15 protein-coding genes and 1 pseudogene are annotated in these 16,731 nt (G+C 38.3%); 2 read left to right on the top strand and 14 right to left on the bottom strand.

Translation table 11 applies throughout. The annotated features are described in order from the left end of the window. Positions 1-158 precede the first annotated feature (158 nt). Positions 159-1,049 carry a GGDEF domain-containing protein gene (locus H4J70_RS19130; RefSeq protein ID WP_182217435.1) on the top strand — a complete coding sequence of 297 codons (891 nt, stop codon included), beginning with the start codon at positions 159-161 and terminating at the stop codon, positions 1,047-1,049. A 10-nt stretch (positions 1,050-1,059) separates the two neighbouring features. Here the strand turns inward: H4J70_RS19130 and H4J70_RS19125 are convergent, their stop codons facing one another. The 14 genes from H4J70_RS19125 to H4J70_RS19060 all read right to left on the bottom strand — a co-directional run bounded on the left by H4J70_RS19125 (position 1,060) and on the right by H4J70_RS19060 (position 16,431). Then, positions 1,060-1,713, bottom strand: a complete 654-nt coding sequence (locus tag H4J70_RS19125; RefSeq protein ID WP_070376346.1) for a hypothetical protein — start codon at positions 1,711-1,713, stop codon at positions 1,060-1,062. 20 nt (positions 1,714-1,733) lie between these two features. Continuing rightward, a complete protein-coding gene (locus H4J70_RS19120; protein WP_182217431.1) occupies positions 1,734-3,053 on the bottom strand; it encodes a DEAD/DEAH box helicase in 1,320 nt (439 codons plus the stop codon). A gap of 79 nt (positions 3,054-3,132) precedes the next feature. Then, on the bottom strand, positions 3,133-4,536 hold the full coding sequence (locus tag H4J70_RS19115) for a sodium:alanine symporter family protein (RefSeq protein WP_220470405.1): 1,404 nt from the start codon (positions 4,534-4,536) through the stop codon (positions 3,133-3,135). A 153-nt stretch (positions 4,537-4,689) separates the two neighbouring features. Beyond that, a complete protein-coding gene (gene pntB / locus H4J70_RS19110) occupies positions 4,690-6,093 on the bottom strand; it encodes a Re/Si-specific NAD(P)(+) transhydrogenase subunit beta (protein WP_182251712.1) in 1,404 nt (467 codons plus the stop codon). An 11-nt stretch (positions 6,094-6,104) separates the two neighbouring features. Further along, positions 6,105-7,640, bottom strand: a complete 1,536-nt coding sequence (locus H4J70_RS19105; protein WP_182251711.1) for a Re/Si-specific NAD(P)(+) transhydrogenase subunit alpha — start codon at positions 7,638-7,640, stop codon at positions 6,105-6,107. Between the two features lie 233 nt (positions 7,641-7,873). Further along, a complete protein-coding gene (locus tag H4J70_RS19100; protein WP_182251710.1) occupies positions 7,874-9,211 on the bottom strand; it encodes a lipopolysaccharide assembly protein LapB in 1,338 nt (445 codons plus the stop codon). Between the two features lie 10 nt (positions 9,212-9,221). After that, complete coding sequence (locus H4J70_RS19095; RefSeq protein ID WP_182251709.1) at positions 9,222-9,839, bottom strand: energy transducer TonB; 618 nt, start codon at positions 9,837-9,839, stop codon at positions 9,222-9,224. Positions 9,840-9,854: 15 nt separating this feature from the next. Then, complete coding sequence (locus H4J70_RS19090) at positions 9,855-10,268, bottom strand: biopolymer transporter ExbD (protein ID WP_070376341.1); 414 nt, start codon at positions 10,266-10,268, stop codon at positions 9,855-9,857. Between the two features lie 27 nt (positions 10,269-10,295). Further along, complete coding sequence (locus tag H4J70_RS19085) at positions 10,296-10,826, bottom strand: MotA/TolQ/ExbB proton channel family protein (protein WP_070376340.1); 531 nt, start codon at positions 10,824-10,826, stop codon at positions 10,296-10,298. Positions 10,827-10,829: 3 nt separating this feature from the next. Further along, positions 10,830-12,224: a MotA/TolQ/ExbB proton channel family protein gene (locus tag H4J70_RS19080; RefSeq protein ID WP_182217424.1), complete on the bottom strand. Its 1,395-nt coding sequence runs from the start codon at positions 12,222-12,224 to the stop codon at positions 10,830-10,832. A gap of 10 nt (positions 12,225-12,234) precedes the next feature. After that, complete coding sequence (locus H4J70_RS19075; RefSeq protein WP_182217422.1) at positions 12,235-13,026, bottom strand: DUF3450 domain-containing protein; 792 nt, start codon at positions 13,024-13,026, stop codon at positions 12,235-12,237. Positions 13,027-13,501: 475 nt separating this feature from the next. Next, positions 13,502-14,155, bottom strand: a complete 654-nt coding sequence (locus tag H4J70_RS19070) for a helix-turn-helix domain-containing protein (RefSeq protein ID WP_182217420.1) — start codon at positions 14,153-14,155, stop codon at positions 13,502-13,504. A gap of 496 nt (positions 14,156-14,651) precedes the next feature. Continuing rightward, entirely contained in the window at positions 14,652-15,884 is a 1,233-nt protein-coding gene (locus H4J70_RS19065) for a serine hydrolase (RefSeq protein ID WP_182251708.1), read from the bottom strand. Between the two features lie 313 nt (positions 15,885-16,197). Then, positions 16,198-16,431, bottom strand: a complete 234-nt coding sequence (locus H4J70_RS19060; protein WP_182243800.1) for a hypothetical protein — start codon at positions 16,429-16,431, stop codon at positions 16,198-16,200. A 148-nt stretch (positions 16,432-16,579) separates the two neighbouring features. Between H4J70_RS19060 and H4J70_RS20805 the strand changes: the two are divergent. Further along, positions 16,580-16,731, top strand: a pseudogene (locus H4J70_RS20805) (transposase); the annotation flags it as partial.

The following is a 16,731-nucleotide window of genomic DNA, read 5'->3' as shown; positions in this document are numbered from 1 at the left end:
AGCGGCAACTCCTTGCCATTAATGAATTGTCAAAAATTCGTCAAAGATTTTATTAATATAAACTCATTTAATATCAATACTATAAAAACAACCACTTTAAAATAAATTTAGGTATAAAAATTGCTTAATAATATCTGATAAAATAATCAGGTGATGATATGCAGACATTAAATTTAGTAGATAATCAGGCTTTTCAATATAACGCTTTTAAAGTGTTTGATAGTCCTGACCATGAAAAATCTAATAGAAAATTAGCGTTAATGGAACAACTCCAAACATCGCTAGAGCTTGATCGTTTACTCAATATTTTTGCAATGGAAGCAGCTAAGTATGTCGATTTTTCAGGTCTATATTTCAAGAAAGGTGATATGACCGCTTCGATTAGAGGGAGTAGACAAGGTAAAAATGAACGTAGTTTTGAATTAAAACTAAACCAAAAGTTTGTTGGTATTTTGACCTACGCCATTAATTCACCAATAAGCATTACTAATTATAAGATACTTAACGAGTTACACCAGTATTTAATTCACCCATTAAATAATGCTTTACAGTATCAGGAAGCTTTGCTGTTAGCGATGCAAGATGGATTAACCTCTTTAAATAACCGTCGATGTTTTGATGAGCAGTTAAAGCGTGCTATGCACCATGCAAACCGCCAAAATAGTAAAGTCGGTTTAATCGTCTGCGACCTCGATAAGTTTAAATTAATTAACGACAGTCATGGCCACAATTTAGGTGATGATGTCTTGATTCAGTTTTCTTTGGCGCTTAAAGAAAGTGTCCGAGATTCTGATAGTTTATTTCGATTTGGTGGTGATGAGTTTTCAATCATTGTTGAAAATGCCACGCTAGATTCTCTACTCGTTATTGAACAGCGGATATACAGCGCAATGACTCGTGATCCTTTATTATCAAAACATCAAGTCAGTTGTAGTTTAGGGCATACTTTTATGGACAGGATGGATACGCAAGCAAGTTTTTTTAAACGCGCCGACAAAGCGCTATATCAAAGAAAAATATTTAAAGACCGTAAGCTAAGTTTAGTCTAGTGAGGTTAACTTAGCTTAATTTTTCGTCTTCTGCAAAATAGCGAAGCGCTAATTTTTGTTGCTCTGGCGTTCTGCCAATAAGCAGGCGGCAAAACCTTACCGCTTTGCCAAATTTGTCAATGCCAACAATTGATAGTGCTTTCTTAAAGTTTTCAGCCGACAAGTCATAGGTTTCTATAAAGTGCTCAATAGCAAGATCAACACTTGGATAAGTTACCCCATCAAAAGTAAACTCGGTGCCAATATAATCAACATCGAGTTCGACGCCCTCAAGCGACAATAACCAGCCTTGATAATTTAAGCGTTGTTTGGCTATTTCATACATCATCCAAGCACTTTTTTGAAAGCCAACAAAATTTCCGCTTTCAAACTCACTATCGGCAAGCTCTTCTTTCGTCCAATTGATACCTATCGCTAAATCTTTTTGATAGGTTTGTGCTAAAAAGTGCTTAACATTATTGGCAACAGCCCAAATAGAATGCTGCTTTGCCTTTCTCGCTAAAGAAGTACATTCACGACAACTAGGTACAGATAATGGCGGATGTGAGCAATCAAAAACTAGAAAATATTGATGCGGAAAGCCAAATGTTAATTCAGATGGCTCGCCACAAAACCAGCACTGGTGGCGTTGTTCAAAGGGTATATCAACTAAGGTGTGTGCCATAAGTACTGTTCAACAATAAATTATCTACGTTTGCCGGTAGGCGCTGGTTTGGCTTTTTTGGCCACTTTTGCACGTCGTTTAGCCGCAGGCGTACTGTCTGCCTTTTTACGAGCTATTAATTGGTTTTTCTCTTGTGTCGCTTTGTAACGGCTTTTCTTTAGAGGTTTATCCTCTTTTTCAGCATATTGTGCTGGTAAAGCACGTTCTAGTTCATAGCCAGGGACAATTGTTCGTTCAAAAGTTCGACCAATTAATGCTTCGATATTTTCTAAAAACTGTTCATCTTTAGGGCTAACTAGTGAAATTGCCGTACCAGACTTTCCTGCTCGGCCTGTACGTCCAATACGGTGCACATAATCTTCAGCAAGATAAGGCAAGTGAAAGTTAACAACGTAAGGTAAATCAGGAATATCTAATCCTCGGGCTGCAACATCGGTAGCGACAAGCACGCGAACTTTTCCTTCCGTAAATTGTTCAAGGGCTTTGTTTCTTGCGCCTTGTGTTTTATCACCATGACACAACGCCGACTTAATTCCGTCAAGCTTAAGTTCTTTGGCGAGTATATTTGCACTTTCTTTGGTACCTGCAAAAACAAGTACTTGCTGCCAATTATTAATACCAATCAATTCTGATAACAATTCACATTTACGTGTTTCTGATACCCAATAAACTGATTGTTTAACCTTGCCTGATGTTGAGTTTTGGCGTGAAACTTCTAAGGTTTTTGGCGTATGCAAGACTTGTTTAGCTAACGTTTTCACTTTATTTGAAAATGTTGCTGAAAACATCAATGTTTGATGTTTTTGCTTAATAACACTGATTAATTGCTGAATGTCATTTAAAAAACCCATATCTAGCATACGATCAGCTTCATCTAAAACAAGAAATTTAACTTGTGATAAATCTACATTTCTCGCCACTACATGCTCAAGTAGACGCCCAGGTGTAGCAACAAGTACATCAACACCTTGCTTTAACATTCTAGTTTGTGGTGGCATATTTACACCGCCATAAACAGCACCGCAGCTTAATGGTAAAAATTCACTATAGCTTTCGATATTACGGGCAACTTGTTGAGTAAGCTCACGCGTTGGCGTTAAAATAAGTGCGCGAATGGTTTTTGATGAATTATTATCACTTGGAATTTTAGCTAAAGCCTCTAGTATAGGTAAACTAAAAGCGGCTGTTTTACCGGTACCTGTTTGCGCACTTGCCAGTAGATCAACCCCAGACCGAATAAGCGGTATAGCTTGCTGCTGAACAGGCGTCAACGTTTTATAACCACAGGCTTTAACTGCCTTTAATAGTTCAGCCGACAACCCTATTGCATCAACACTCATATATCACCACTTATCAAAAAAAAACGAAACCCAAAATTAAGGCGCGCATTCTAGCATAGTTTAAAGATTATTCATCAGACTATTTTTGCCAGATCCCTTTTGTCAAATTAAAACGATTATGCTCGCTTTCACTTGGCTTATAGCTCGGCAATTTTCCTTGGTTATGTTGCTGATGATAGTCTTGAGTAATACTCACCACAACTTTAGACAAGAGTAATAAAGCCGTGACATTAACAACCGTCATAAGCCCTGTAGATAAATCAGCTAAAGCAATAACTTGAGGTAAACTCGCTACTGAACCAAAAATCAACATCGCCAAAAATCCACAACGTAAAAACCAATGTCCAAGTGGATTATCCATATTTAAATACTTTAAATTATTTTCAGCATAAGCAAAGTTGGCAACAATTGAGGTGAAACCAAACAGTAAAATAGCGATAGTAATAAAATCGCTACCCCATGCGCCCACTTGATAAGCTAACGCTTGCTGAGTTAATTGTATCCCTTGTGCATCGCTACCTGTTTCTTTGAATAATAAAATAAGAAAAGCGGTACAAGAACAAATAACAATAGTGTCAAAAAACACAGCAAGCATTTGTATATAACCTTGTGAAACAGGATGAGGAGGATAAGGTACTGCGGCGGCAGCGGCATTGGGTGAGCTCCCCATCCCCGCTTCATTAGAATAGAGTCCACGTTTTATGCCTTGGACTATTGCCGCACCAACTAAGCCGCTGCCCGCTTCTTTTAAACCAAAAGCAGAAGCAAATATATCGCTAATAATGGCAGGGATTTTTTCAATATTTAAAAAGATAACCGCTAGACAGACTAATAAATAAGCGAGCCCCATAAAAGGTACCGTTATTTCTGCAAAACGAGCGATATTTTTCAAACCACCAAAAACAATACAGGCCGTTGCTATAGTAATGACAATCCCGGTAAATAACGGGTTAATACCAAAAGAGCCATCAAAAGCACTGGTAATTGAATGGGCTTGAACTGAGCTAAAAACAAAACCATATCCGAAAAATAAACACAGCGAAAAAGTCACCGCAAGTTTTCTACTTTTTAAGCCTTTGCTCATATAATAAGCAGGACCACCACGAAAGTTTCCGTTGGCGTCTTTTTCTTTATAGAGTTGGCCTAATGCACTTTCAGCAAAGGCAGTTGCCATACCAACAAGAGCAATAAGCCACATCCAAAAAACAGCACCAGCGCCACCTAAGGTAATAGCGACAGCTACCCCCATCAAATTTCCGGTGCCGACACGGGCGGCAAGCGAAGTACATAATGCTTGAAAAGAAGAGATGCCTTGGCTGTCTGTTTTGCGACTTAATTTAAGTAACGTAAACATGTGAGTAAAGTGGGTTATTTGCAGGCACTTTAATCGCCAAGTAAACCAAATACCACAACCGGTCAGTAAATAGATAAGGACACTGCCCCATAAATAACCATTGATTGTACCTATCCATTGTTCTATCAAAATATCTTTCTCACCTTTTTAGATTATTACTAATTATCATAACAAACAAAGTACTACCAGCGTTAGACCCTATTAGTGTTAAGAAAAAAAATAGTACTAAGCAAAAAAAACCAGTGAACGATCACTGGTTTTTATTACTCAATGTAAAGTTAATTACAGCGCTTTAAATATTTTTTCAACAGAGTCTTTAGCATCACCAAATAACATCTGAGTATTTTCTTTAAAGAATAATGGGTTTTGAACCCCAGCATAACCGGTACTCATTGAACGTTTAAAGACAATGACTTGTTTGGCATTCCATACTTCTAGCACTGGCATACCGGCAATAGGGCTGGTTGGATCTTCTGCAGCTGCAGGATTTACCGTGTCATTTGCCCCAATCACCAAAACAACATCGGTTTTAGGGAAGTCATCGTTAATTTCATCCATACTAAAAACAATATCATATGGAACTTTTGCTTCTGCTAATAAAACATTCATATGTCCAGGCAAGCGCCCTGCAACCGGATGAATAGCAAAACGCACATCGATCCCTTTCGCCTTTAACGCTTGAGTCATTTCATAAACAGGATATTGAGCTTGCGCTACAGCCATACCATAACCTGGCGTAATAATAACGGATTTAGCTCCGCGCAACAGATCAGCAACAGCCTCGGCATTTATTTCAATGTGATCGCCATAATCAGTATCGTTATCAATAACAACATCGGTACCAAAACCTCCAGCAATAACACTAATAAAAGAACGATTCATCGCCTTACACATAATGTATGACAGTATTGCCCCTGATGACCCCACCAAAGCGCCGGTTACAATTAACAAATCGTTGTTAAGCATAAAACCTGCGGCTGCGGCTGCCCATCCAGAATATGAATTGAGCATAGAGACAACAACAGGCATATCAGCACCGCCAATTGAAGCAACTAAATGCCAACCAAAGACAAGTGCAATAAAGGTCATCATGTACAATGGATTAATAGCGCCATCACTTTGAACAAAGCTAATAAGTAAAACTAAAGTAACAATACCTGCTACTAAATTTAATTTATGGCGATGTGGTAACATCAATGCTGAAGAGCTAATAACACCGCGTAATTTAGCAAAAGCGACAATTGAACCGGTAAAGGTTATCGCGCCAATAAAAACACCTAAGAATACTTCAACTAAATGAATGTTGGTCTCCATTTGTTGGGTATCGGTTAGGTTTAACGCTAAAGAGTGGTCCATTTCAAAATAACTGTTAAAGCCAACAAGTACCGCAGCTAGGCCAACAAAACTATGTAAAATAGCGACCAGCTCTGGCATCTGCGTCATTTCAACTTTTTTGGCTAAATGTAAACCAATAAAAGCGCCAACTGACATGGTAATAAATATCACTAAAACATTATCGACACGTGGGTCGGCAATGGTTGCGATTAAAGCAACGGCCATACCCGTGATGCCATACCAATTACCTGTTTCAGCCGTTTCTTGCTTACTTAACCCTGAAAGACTAAAAATAAATAATAATGCAGCAACAATATAAGCTGCGCTAATTAACCCTTGAGAAAATTCCATCAATGCGCCCCTTATCTTCTAAACATTTTTAACATACGTTTGGTCACTACAAAGCCACCAACAATATTTATTGTGGCAATGAGCACCGCAATCCCCGCAAGTATTTGTATCAATATATTGTCTTGCCCTATTTGTAACAAAGCGCCAACAATAATAATGCCCGAAATGGCATTAGTAACACTCATTAAAGGCGTATGCAGCGAATGACTGACATTCCACACCACGTTGTAACCAATAACACAAGAAAGCACAAAAACAGTGAAATGAGAGAGAAAATCCGCGGGAGCAACACTGGCCACCCAAGCAAACAATAACGCGCCTATTGCCATAAACAGATGCTTTTTAGTTTGTGATGCGGGTTCTTCTTTCACATCGACTGCTTTAATTTTTACTGGAGCAGGTTTAGTGGGTGCCGCACTGACTTGAATTGGTGGTGGCGGAAAGGTAATTTCATCATGATGAACGACGGTCATATTTCGAACCACTTGATCTTCAAAATCAACCGTAATGGTACCGTCTTTATTTGGACACACTAATTTAGTTAAATTAACCAAATTATTTGAATAGAGCTGTGATGCTTGATTGGGTAAACGAGAAACTAAATCTGTGTAACCAATAATTTTAACACCACCAACATTAGAAACTTTACCCGGAACGGTTAAGGCACAATTACCACCACCAGCGGCCGCTAAATCAACAATAATTGAACCGGCTTTCATTGAATGAACCATGGCTTCTGTAATTAACTTAGGCGCTGGTTTGCCAGGGATCATCGCTGTGGTAATAATAATATCAACATCTTTGGCTTGTTCTGCAAAGAGTGCCATTTCAGCATCAATGAATGCTTTACTCATTTCTTTTGCATAACCATCGCCTGATCCCGTATCTTCGGGTTCTTCGTAGTCAAGCTCAAGAAACTCTGCGCCCATACTTTCAATTTGTTCCTTTACTTCGGGGCGCGTATCAAAAGCGCGAACCACAGCGCCTAAACTTCCAGCGGTACCAATAGCAGCAAGACCTGCAACACCCGCACCAATGATCATTACTTTTGCAGGAGGCATTTTACCCGCAGCTGTAATTTGTCCTGTTAAGAAGCGTCCAAAAAGATGGGTTGCTTCAATAACAGCGCGATAGCCGGCAATATTTGCCATTGAACTTAGTGCATCCATTGACTGAGAGCGAGTCATACGTGGCACCATTTCCATGGCAAAGGTCGTAATTGATTTTTCGCGTAAGGCTTCAAGTAACTCTGGACTTTGCGCTGGTGCAATAAAACTGACTAAATGTGCGCCATCTTTCATTTGTGCAACTTCATCAAGTGAAGGTGCATTTACTTTAAAAATAATATCTGACTGCCAGCATATTTTTTTAGTGACTAATGAAGCTTCTGCGTCGGCAAACTCTTCATCAGTAAAACTGGCTTTTGTGCCAGCTCCTTTTTGTACTTGGACACTAAAGCCAAGCTTAAGTAGAGCAACTACCGAGCTTGGCGATGCTGCTACTCGGTTTTCCCCTGTTAGTGTTTCTTTAGGTATTCCAATATTCATAAGCCACCTTTTTTAAAAGATCGCAACTTCAACGTAAATTAAGATAAAGCTGCAACATATTACTTTTCTTATGGGTTTTATAATTAATGTTTTACCATCAATTGAATGAATTTCATACACCTAAAAATAATAATGGCTATTTTCATGATAAATATAGCCAGCTCCCCCCAGAACTAATTTTTTATCAGTCAAGGGGAAGTTCGCAGAGGAGAATAAGGTAAACTACGGAATAATTAATTTAACATCGCCAAATTTTGCTTAGCAACTTGCTCTTTTTCAACATACTGAAACCATTGTTTAGCTGTTTTAGCCGAACTTTTAATTTTTTTTGCTTGTTCAAAGGCAGATAAAGATTCGCCAAATTTTTGCAGATTAAATTCCGCCATACCTTTTGCTAAATACATATTACCCAGACTAACTTCTGAAGCTAAGTCACCACGACTTAGTGCTTCATTAGCTGAATTAATAGCAAATTGCCATTTTTCTAAGTTTAAATAAGCTTGTGCTAAAGCAGCATCAAACTTACCTGTTTCAGAAATTTCTGCTGCTTTAATTAATACCGGAATTGATTTTTCATCATCTTTTGCCGCTATGTATGCATTAGCCAGCATCTCTAAATATTTTTCTTGGGCGATAACTTGACCACTGTCTATTGCTTCAGCGAGTAAGTTTGCCGCTTTAATTGGCACGTTATGAAAGCGATACAGCTGCACTAAGGTGATAATGTCAGTTGACTGAGTCACATAGCCCGCTTGCCAAGCGCTTTCCATCACCGCAAGCTGCTTATCTTCTTGGCCAATTTCACCATACATTGCTGAAAGCTGTAACCAATATTTAGGTTTATTGTAATAACGAACCAGATTTTCTATCACAGCGGTTACTTCAATTGGCTGCTTTAATTCAAAGTAATTTGCACGTTGTAAAATCAACCAATTTTCTTTAGGAGTTTCATTGGCCACGATACTTTGTTCAATAGCCTGTGAAACATAGTGCAGAGACTGCTGATATTGTTTATTTTGATAATAAACTTGGGCAAATAAGACTTGTTGAGTATCGGTAATTGCTTTGTCGTTAGTTGCTTGCCACAAAACTAAAAATTTTAAAGATTGTGGAAAATTTTGCATTTGCATTGATAATTGCGCTAAAGAGTAAAGTGTCGACAGCCTTAATGTTTCAGGGATCGCCTTTTCATCGATAACTTTTTCAAAGCTATCAATGGCTGAAGCGATATCGTCATTACCGTAATACATAAAGCCATAAAAATTCCATAACATCGCACGTTCGTAACTGTTTAAACTATCAATGCGGTCTTGCACTTCATCAAGTACATCAAAGCCTTCTAAACCGTTACCCTCATCAGCAAGTTTTTGTGCTCTTGCCAATTGCGTATAAACACGGTTACGCATCGCCGGTACTTTCACTGAGGTTGTTTCTTTACCCAACTGTGCTGATGATTGCGCATTTGCAATACTGCCACCAATATTTTGGTTAAGTATTACCGGAGCGCTAAAGAGTAACGCGATTGAAAGGCAAGATAGCGCTTTTCTTTTTAATGTTGTCATTTTAGTCATCCTCGACTCCTTAACCTTCTATTTGGAAAGAAATTTTATTCTGCACGCCAGTAACTTCCATAGCGACACCATCAACTACCCGTGGTTTGTACTTAAATTTTAATGCTGCCGCCATTGCCGCTTGATCAAAAATACCCTCAGGTTTAGCTTCAACAACTATAGCGTCTCGCACTGAACCATTTTTAGTGACAATAAATTCAACAATAACATACCCTTCAATGCCACGAGATTGAGCACGACGTGGGTAAATAGGTGAGACTTTCACTATGGGCAAATAATCGCCATCACCGCCACTTAAACTTAAGCCCCCGGCTAAACTTAAATCGGTTTGAATATCAGCACCAAACCCGCTAGCAGTGCTTAATGCATTGGGATTAGCTTGCTGCATTTGTGGTTGCTGCATTTGCGGTGGAGGTGCTTTAGGTGCTGGTGGTTTTTGCGGTTTACGTTCTTTTTTTGTAAGTTGCTGCTCTTTTTTCAATCTAATAAAATCGAGCACATTACCGCGAGGCGCTTCAGTTAAGGCATTATTACCACCAGAAATAAGCGCTTGCATCCCCCATAAAAGAAAGAAAGTCATCACCACAGCAAGTAATAAACCTATACTGTAACGGGCAGGAGTGTTCATCACTGTTGCCATGACTTAGCCCTCTTGAGCAGCAATTGAAACATCAAAAACACCCGCTGAACGAGCAGCGTCCATCACTTTAATTAACGTATCAGTTGTCGATGCTTTATCGGCTTGAATAACAACAGTACCCTGAGGGTTTTCTGCCTTTAAGCGCTCAATATTCGCCTGTACGGCTCGAATATCAATACGACGCTTATTGATCCAAATATCGCCTTTATCACTAATTGCCACTAAGATATTGGCTCGTTCCTTTTTAACGGCAGTAGCCGCTTCTGGTCGATTCACTTCAATACCCGCTTCTTTAACAAACGAGGCGGTAACAATAAAAAATATCAATAAAATGAAGACCACGTCCAACATAGGCGTCATGTTAATTTCTTCGGCTTCTTCTTGTTCTTGTAAAATATTTGATAGTTGAGAACGCATAGCGTTACTCCTTAATTAAACTGCTAATTATTGGTGAGCCATCGGAAGACTGTCTTCCATTTGCTCAGTTCTACGTTTCGTTTTACGCTGTAACCATGTCACCATAAATACACCAGACAAAGAGCCGACCATGCCAGCCATTGTTGGAATAGTCGCGCGCGAAACGCCTGAAGCCATTGACCGTGCATTACCACTGCCCGAAATTGCCATAACGTCAAACACTTCAATCATACCGGTTACCGTGCCCATCAAACCAAGCAGTGGACACAAGACAACTAAACATTGAATTAAGGTAACGTTAGTTTTAAGCATTTCAGTGGCTCTTGATATATGAGCAATTCTTATATGCTGGGCATTCCACGAATGTCGTTCTGGGCGTTTAAACCAACTTTTAATGATGTTTTCTTTCACCGTTTTATAACTGTGCAAGTAAAAAAATAATCGTTCAAAAATAAGTAACCACATTAAACAAATAACCGCGGCGATAACGCTTAACACTAGCCCCCCCGTATCCAAAAATTCTTGGATACGATTCATCATTTCGATGAAGAGGATCATGGTTTATGCTCCTTGCTTTGATGTCAGCGGTTTTTCAGAGCTTTCTGAGCGTTCAGCTAAAATCCCTGCACTTTGTTGTTGTAAAATATTAATAATACCGCGACTTCGGGTGTTGAGCAGTGTAGAAATAAAGACCATGGGAATAGCAACAACTAAGCCCAGTACCGTTGTTACTAACGCTTGAGAAATACCACCTGCCATTAGTTTAGGGTCACCTGTGCCAAATAAGGTAATCGCTTGAAAGGTATTGATCATCCCTGTAACTGTGCCTAACAAACCAATTAAAGGCGCAACTACTGAAATGATTTTGATGAAAGTGAGCCTAGTTGTTAATACAGGGACTTCTTTTAAAATACTTTCAGAGAGCTTTAACTCTAAGGTTTCAACGTTATCAAGGGGATTTTTATCTTGGACTAACATAACCCGACCCAGTGGATTGTCATTTGATGCTTGATCGCTCTTTAATTGACGATTGACTTTACTGCCAATGAAAAAGAGTGTGATAAAACGTTCAATCGCAATCAGTAAACCAATGAGACCAATCGCTAAAATAACATAACCAACCGCACCACCTTGTTCAACGCGTTCTTGTAAGTCAGGTGCTTGTACTAATAATCCTAGGATTGAACCACCTGTTGGGTCTAAAGCAAAAGGAACGACTTGATTAGTGCTTGAAGTGAGTGCATTAGCACTTGATAAATAACGACTCGATGGTTGTCTCATTAATTGTGCAACAGAAGCTGTTTCATCAATATATTCAAGATACTTTCCTTGTGAAACTAGATTAAAACCACCAACACGCACCACATCTGCTTGGCTTTTCTCACCGTTTGCTAACACAATTTCTCGGCTAAATTTATGTACTTTTCCACTTTGTGTCATTTCACGTTGTAATTCAAACCACAAACGTTCAATTTCTTCAATCGAGGCTAATTTTGATGAGGAGCCCATACTTTGCGCAAACTCATCAAGAAACTGACCTCGACCAGGAATTTGTGCCGAAATAACAGAAGTTTGAAATTTACTGCGCGTATCACCAGCGACTTGTTGTAATACACCAAACAATTCTTTTAATTCACCCATACGCTTATTGAGCGCATCGGTATTATTACCTAAGGTTACATCGTTATCTTGAAAGTTTTTTTCAAGTTGTGTACTTAAGTTAATCGCTTGATCTCGCTGCTGTCTTGCTTGGTTTAATAATTGGGTTTGTTGGCTTTTTTTCGCATTGAACTCTGCTTCTCTATCTTGATTTTGCTTACTTTGTGCAATTTTTCCTTGCGCTAATTGTGACAGTAAGTCATCTAAACTCGTTGCTTGTTGCGCGATGGCATTGCCACTGAATACTGAAACAGCTGACAAAGTTATTGCCGATATTAATAGAAGTAATTTTTTCATGGGTTATTCCTTATTCGGCCGAGTTTTGCGTTACGGGGACAATAATTAAATCGGGGGCAAGTTGTTTACGAGCAATGCGTAAACCTTTATTAATATCTAAACGATATTGCGCTGAAAGAGGCTGCCATGATTTAGAAGCGTTATCCCACAAACCTAACTTTTGACCATCACGTGTTTGATACACTAGACTTACGCGGCCAATTCTGAGGAAATCAACATTTTGCTCACTACCGTCAATATCAATTAAGCCAGAATACGCCTCTATTGTTCGACCATAATCAACTTCAATTTGATAAGCGGCGAGTACTCGGCGAAACTTTTCAGAAATAGCAACATCAGCGCGTTCCATCATACTGTGTAAATCAGCAATACGTTTATTACGCTCGGTTGTTAAAAATTGCACATCCAAGGTAATAAAGTTTGCTAAGGTTTCAATCATACGCGCCATTAACGGTGAAACTTGTCGTTCTATAATACTCACTTGTTCCATTGACACGGCTATTTGGTCAAGCTCTTTCAATTGGTTCGCCACTTGGGTTTTCATTTGCTGGTTATAAACAGTTAAGCCATCAATTTCCTTGTTAATGGTTTTAAAATGTTGTGACTTCGTTTGTATTTGCTCGTTAATAGCATTAACGCGCTGTTGAGACTGACTGGCCGATTGGTTGATTTCTTTACCAGCATCAACGACTTGGCTGAGCTGTTTATCATTATCCGCTAGTGTGGGTGTTGCATCGCTAATTAAGCTAGTTGTGCTTAAGCTCAGTAATAAACAAGCTTGTGCAATTTTCGAAAGAGTCATAAAAACCTTTTGCCTTTGTTTGAGCTAATCAGATCTTATTTGATTACCCCTAAAATTAATGTCGATAATATTAATGGCTAAATATGACAATTAAGTTTCAGGAATATTGCCGATTTATTAAATGACAAGGTTGTGACATTTTTCTTACTGTGGAAATTCAGATTGATATTAATAATTTATCTTGAGGGAATGCGGAGGAGTCATTAAAATTAAAATCGTGTCAATAAATCAGAATTTTATCATTGCACACGATGCTTGAGTTAATGACTGCTTCAAGATAATAGCTGGCGTTGGTACTTGTCATTTAAACGACAACCTTGCGCGAGCAGCGGACGATTAAGCAGGCAAGCGTACGGTTATTATTACCTCAACTGGGGTCATTAACTCTTGTTGGTTAAAGTTGATTCGATTCAGGTTTTGCATCGCTATTTTGTCGCACTTCAACCTTGATACTAAGTAATTGTTACTTTAAAAATTACTCTACATTATCTTTAGCATCGACAATAGCTTGAATAAGATAGTTTGGCTGATTCGTTCCTAACCTAATAAATGAACCTCCCTTTAGTTCAATTTCTATACCTAAAAGCCCCGAAACATTATAAATCCAACCAGTTCCAAATGAGTGTATACCGAATCCCATCCATATTGGATTTTTCACATTATTGCAGTTCGCAATCTCTTCCAGTGCTATTTGTTTTTTAAATACTCCCGGACCAAAATACCAACTGACTTCACTTTCATTAACTTCAATTGTCATAGAGCTAAATATAATAGCAACTATAGTTAGCACACCGAAAATAATCCCTAGAGCTTCCGATGGTAAAAATTTATACCCATCATTTATTCCTAGTATTGCAGCCGCTAAAATAAATATAGCGGTGAATGTAACAATTCCCCATTGCTTGTGCTTATATGCTTGGTAACACCCATCACGCCAGACAAGAGTAGCGGCATCTACTTCAAAAACAGATGCTAGTGACATGATTGTTTCGGATGAACAACTTCCGCGAGACTCCAACCTTTGAATAGTCCTTAAGCCAAGCCCACTTACTTTTGATAAATGCTCTTGCGACCAGAGTCTTTCCGTTCTGTATTTTCTAATAAGTGATGATTTTACTTTCATATCCATAATTCATAACCTCAGTTAAATAGAGGAATGAAACTACCCTAATATTATCAATTTCTGTTACGCCACTTCACCGTCAATACCCCGCCTACTTCACTATCTAACTGATAATTAGTAATAATCGAATATTGAGTGGTGTATCTGACATAACGCTCCATTAAGCCGGTAAAAAGGGTTGGCTATAATCGCGAAGCGATAGCCAACTGTTATTATCCGTTTAAGCAACTTGTTATTTGCAGCCATATCCGTATTAAACACCATAGAGCAAAGCTCGTTATTTAATTTTATAAAGTCTAAACCTTTCAGCTACCAATAAACCACTGACATTATCAGCTTGATCCCGATGGAATACAAACGGGTTCATTTCAGATTAAACATTAATAAATGTCACCTTATTGGAAGGTATTAGTCGTGAAAACAGCGCTTCATGTTTTTCTTTAACTTTAGGCAGCCCATCAATAATTTTGACCTCCACAATGAAGCCACCAGTTATCAGTTTCTACTCTCCTATAAAGCCCTTGAGATTGTTCATAAATAAAGTTAACGGTTCTATGCTCTTTCGTGAGTGAAAGCCCATTTTATAATATTTGGAGATAGCGATCATAATTTTTTGATTAATTTGCCGCGCATTATCACCATTACTCATTACTACCATCCCTTCGCCTCTATTCACGAAGGCTTTAAATTCATTAGTAAAACCAAGGTTTTTTCCAGAATGAGAAAAAACAAGTTGATTGTTAACTTCACTCATCGCCGGCCCTAGCCCCCAATTTCCTTGATGCTTACTGAACATAGCTGTTACTGTCGATTTATTTACTATTCCGTCATTCTTTCCTGCCATTATTGCTTGCATATGAATAGCATAAATCGCTAAGTCTGACGGGGTAGTCCATAATCCCGCTGCGGCCTTCTCTGCGTAGTCATTGTATATTGCTGGATACATTTCACCATTAGAGTCATAAGCTGCACTGGTATGTTGTTTTAATTTTTTGGGTAACACATGTTGAAAGGTACTATTGAACATGCCCATAGGTTTAAGAATTTGATTGTCAGCATATTCAGAAAATGGCATTCCTGTGACATCTTCTACTATTTTTTGCATTATAGTATAGCCACCACCTGAATACCGCCATTTACTTCCCGGCGCTTCATTGACCTCAACTTTATCGGTATTTCCTTTACCACTTAGCACATCAGTTGTACTTGGTATTTCACTACCTGTTGCATATCCGGGAAAGCCGTGAACACTAATACCGCCAGTGTGGGTAAGAAGGTGACGTAAAGTAACAGGATTTTCTTTAGTTAATAAGTCTCCCTTAACCTTCCAGCCTTTTAGATATTGATTAACATCAACATCAAGATCTAACTCTCCTTGTTTAACCAATTTTAGCGCAGCAATGGCTGCAACTGGTTTACTAATTGACCCCGCTTGAAATAACGTAGTAGAGTCTACTTTTCTTGTACCAGTAGCAATACCGTAACCTTTTGACCAATCAATTTTTCCTTTATGAATTACCGCAATACTAAGACCAGGTACATTTAACTGCTTCATAAGATTTACGATTGAATCACTCGATTCGGTTTCGCTATTAGTCTTTATATTACTTTTTAAATTATTCTCAATGACCTCAATGGCTTCGCTGCTCGCATAAACTGCACTTGTAAATATTAATACAGTGAGTGAAACAAGCGAAGAAAAGAGAAAGTCGGTGGTTTTAGTTTTATATTTCAATGATAGTTCCTTTATTAAATAATATTATGTATTGGAAAAACAATTCCATTTTAGCTACTCTGAATGAAGGTTTTTTTCAACTCATTCATCCGACTAGTTTCCCCGCGAGCCTCAAGCCGAGAACAACCAAGTAAAACAATAAAAAATTAATTATCAATACGATAATCATCAGGTAATAAACATAGACTTCGTCATATTACTTAGGCTTAAACCTGCATATAACATTTTGCTAAGCGGCTAAAAATGGCTGTCTATAATACCGAAGTACGAGCATAGCCACCTGCTTGTTTCCGTTTAAGCAGCTGGCTATATTTTATTTTACACTTATCTCATTTATTTTTAGGACTTTTTTAAAAGCTGAAAAAATAGCTTCAAAATATTGATGTTTTAAATAATCTTTAGCAATGTAGGCGTGACCATCGTAACCATACTTGATAATCAAATTGTTAGGTATCCCTTGCCTACCTTCGGCAAAGTACACTTCGGTAATCTCTGAAAATTTAAGCTCGATGACTTTTAAAGAATCACCCAACTCATTAAAAATCATAGATTTAACATTAATAGTAATTACACGTTTATGACCATGTAATCTAAAATATGTTTTAATACTGCAATCAAGCCACCCATAATAACTTGTTTATTTTTTCAACAATAAACTACACTTAATTTACCCTCTTATAAGTGTGGTGATTGTCATGCCCAAGCCTCGTTCACAACAAATTAGTTTATCTGATACGCCGTATTATCATATTTGCAGTCAAACCGTTCGCAAAGCCTTTTTATGTGGTGTTGATAAAGAAACCGGTGTCAGTTATGAGCACAGGCGTCATTGGATTGAACAGCGCAT

The organism is Colwellia sp. BRX8-9 (genome assembly GCF_014077245.1).
Classification (GTDB): Bacteria; Pseudomonadota; Gammaproteobacteria; order Enterobacterales; family Alteromonadaceae; genus Colwellia_A.
Note: the sequence above shows the minus strand (reverse complement) of the source record. Positions and strands in the feature narration are given on the sequence as shown.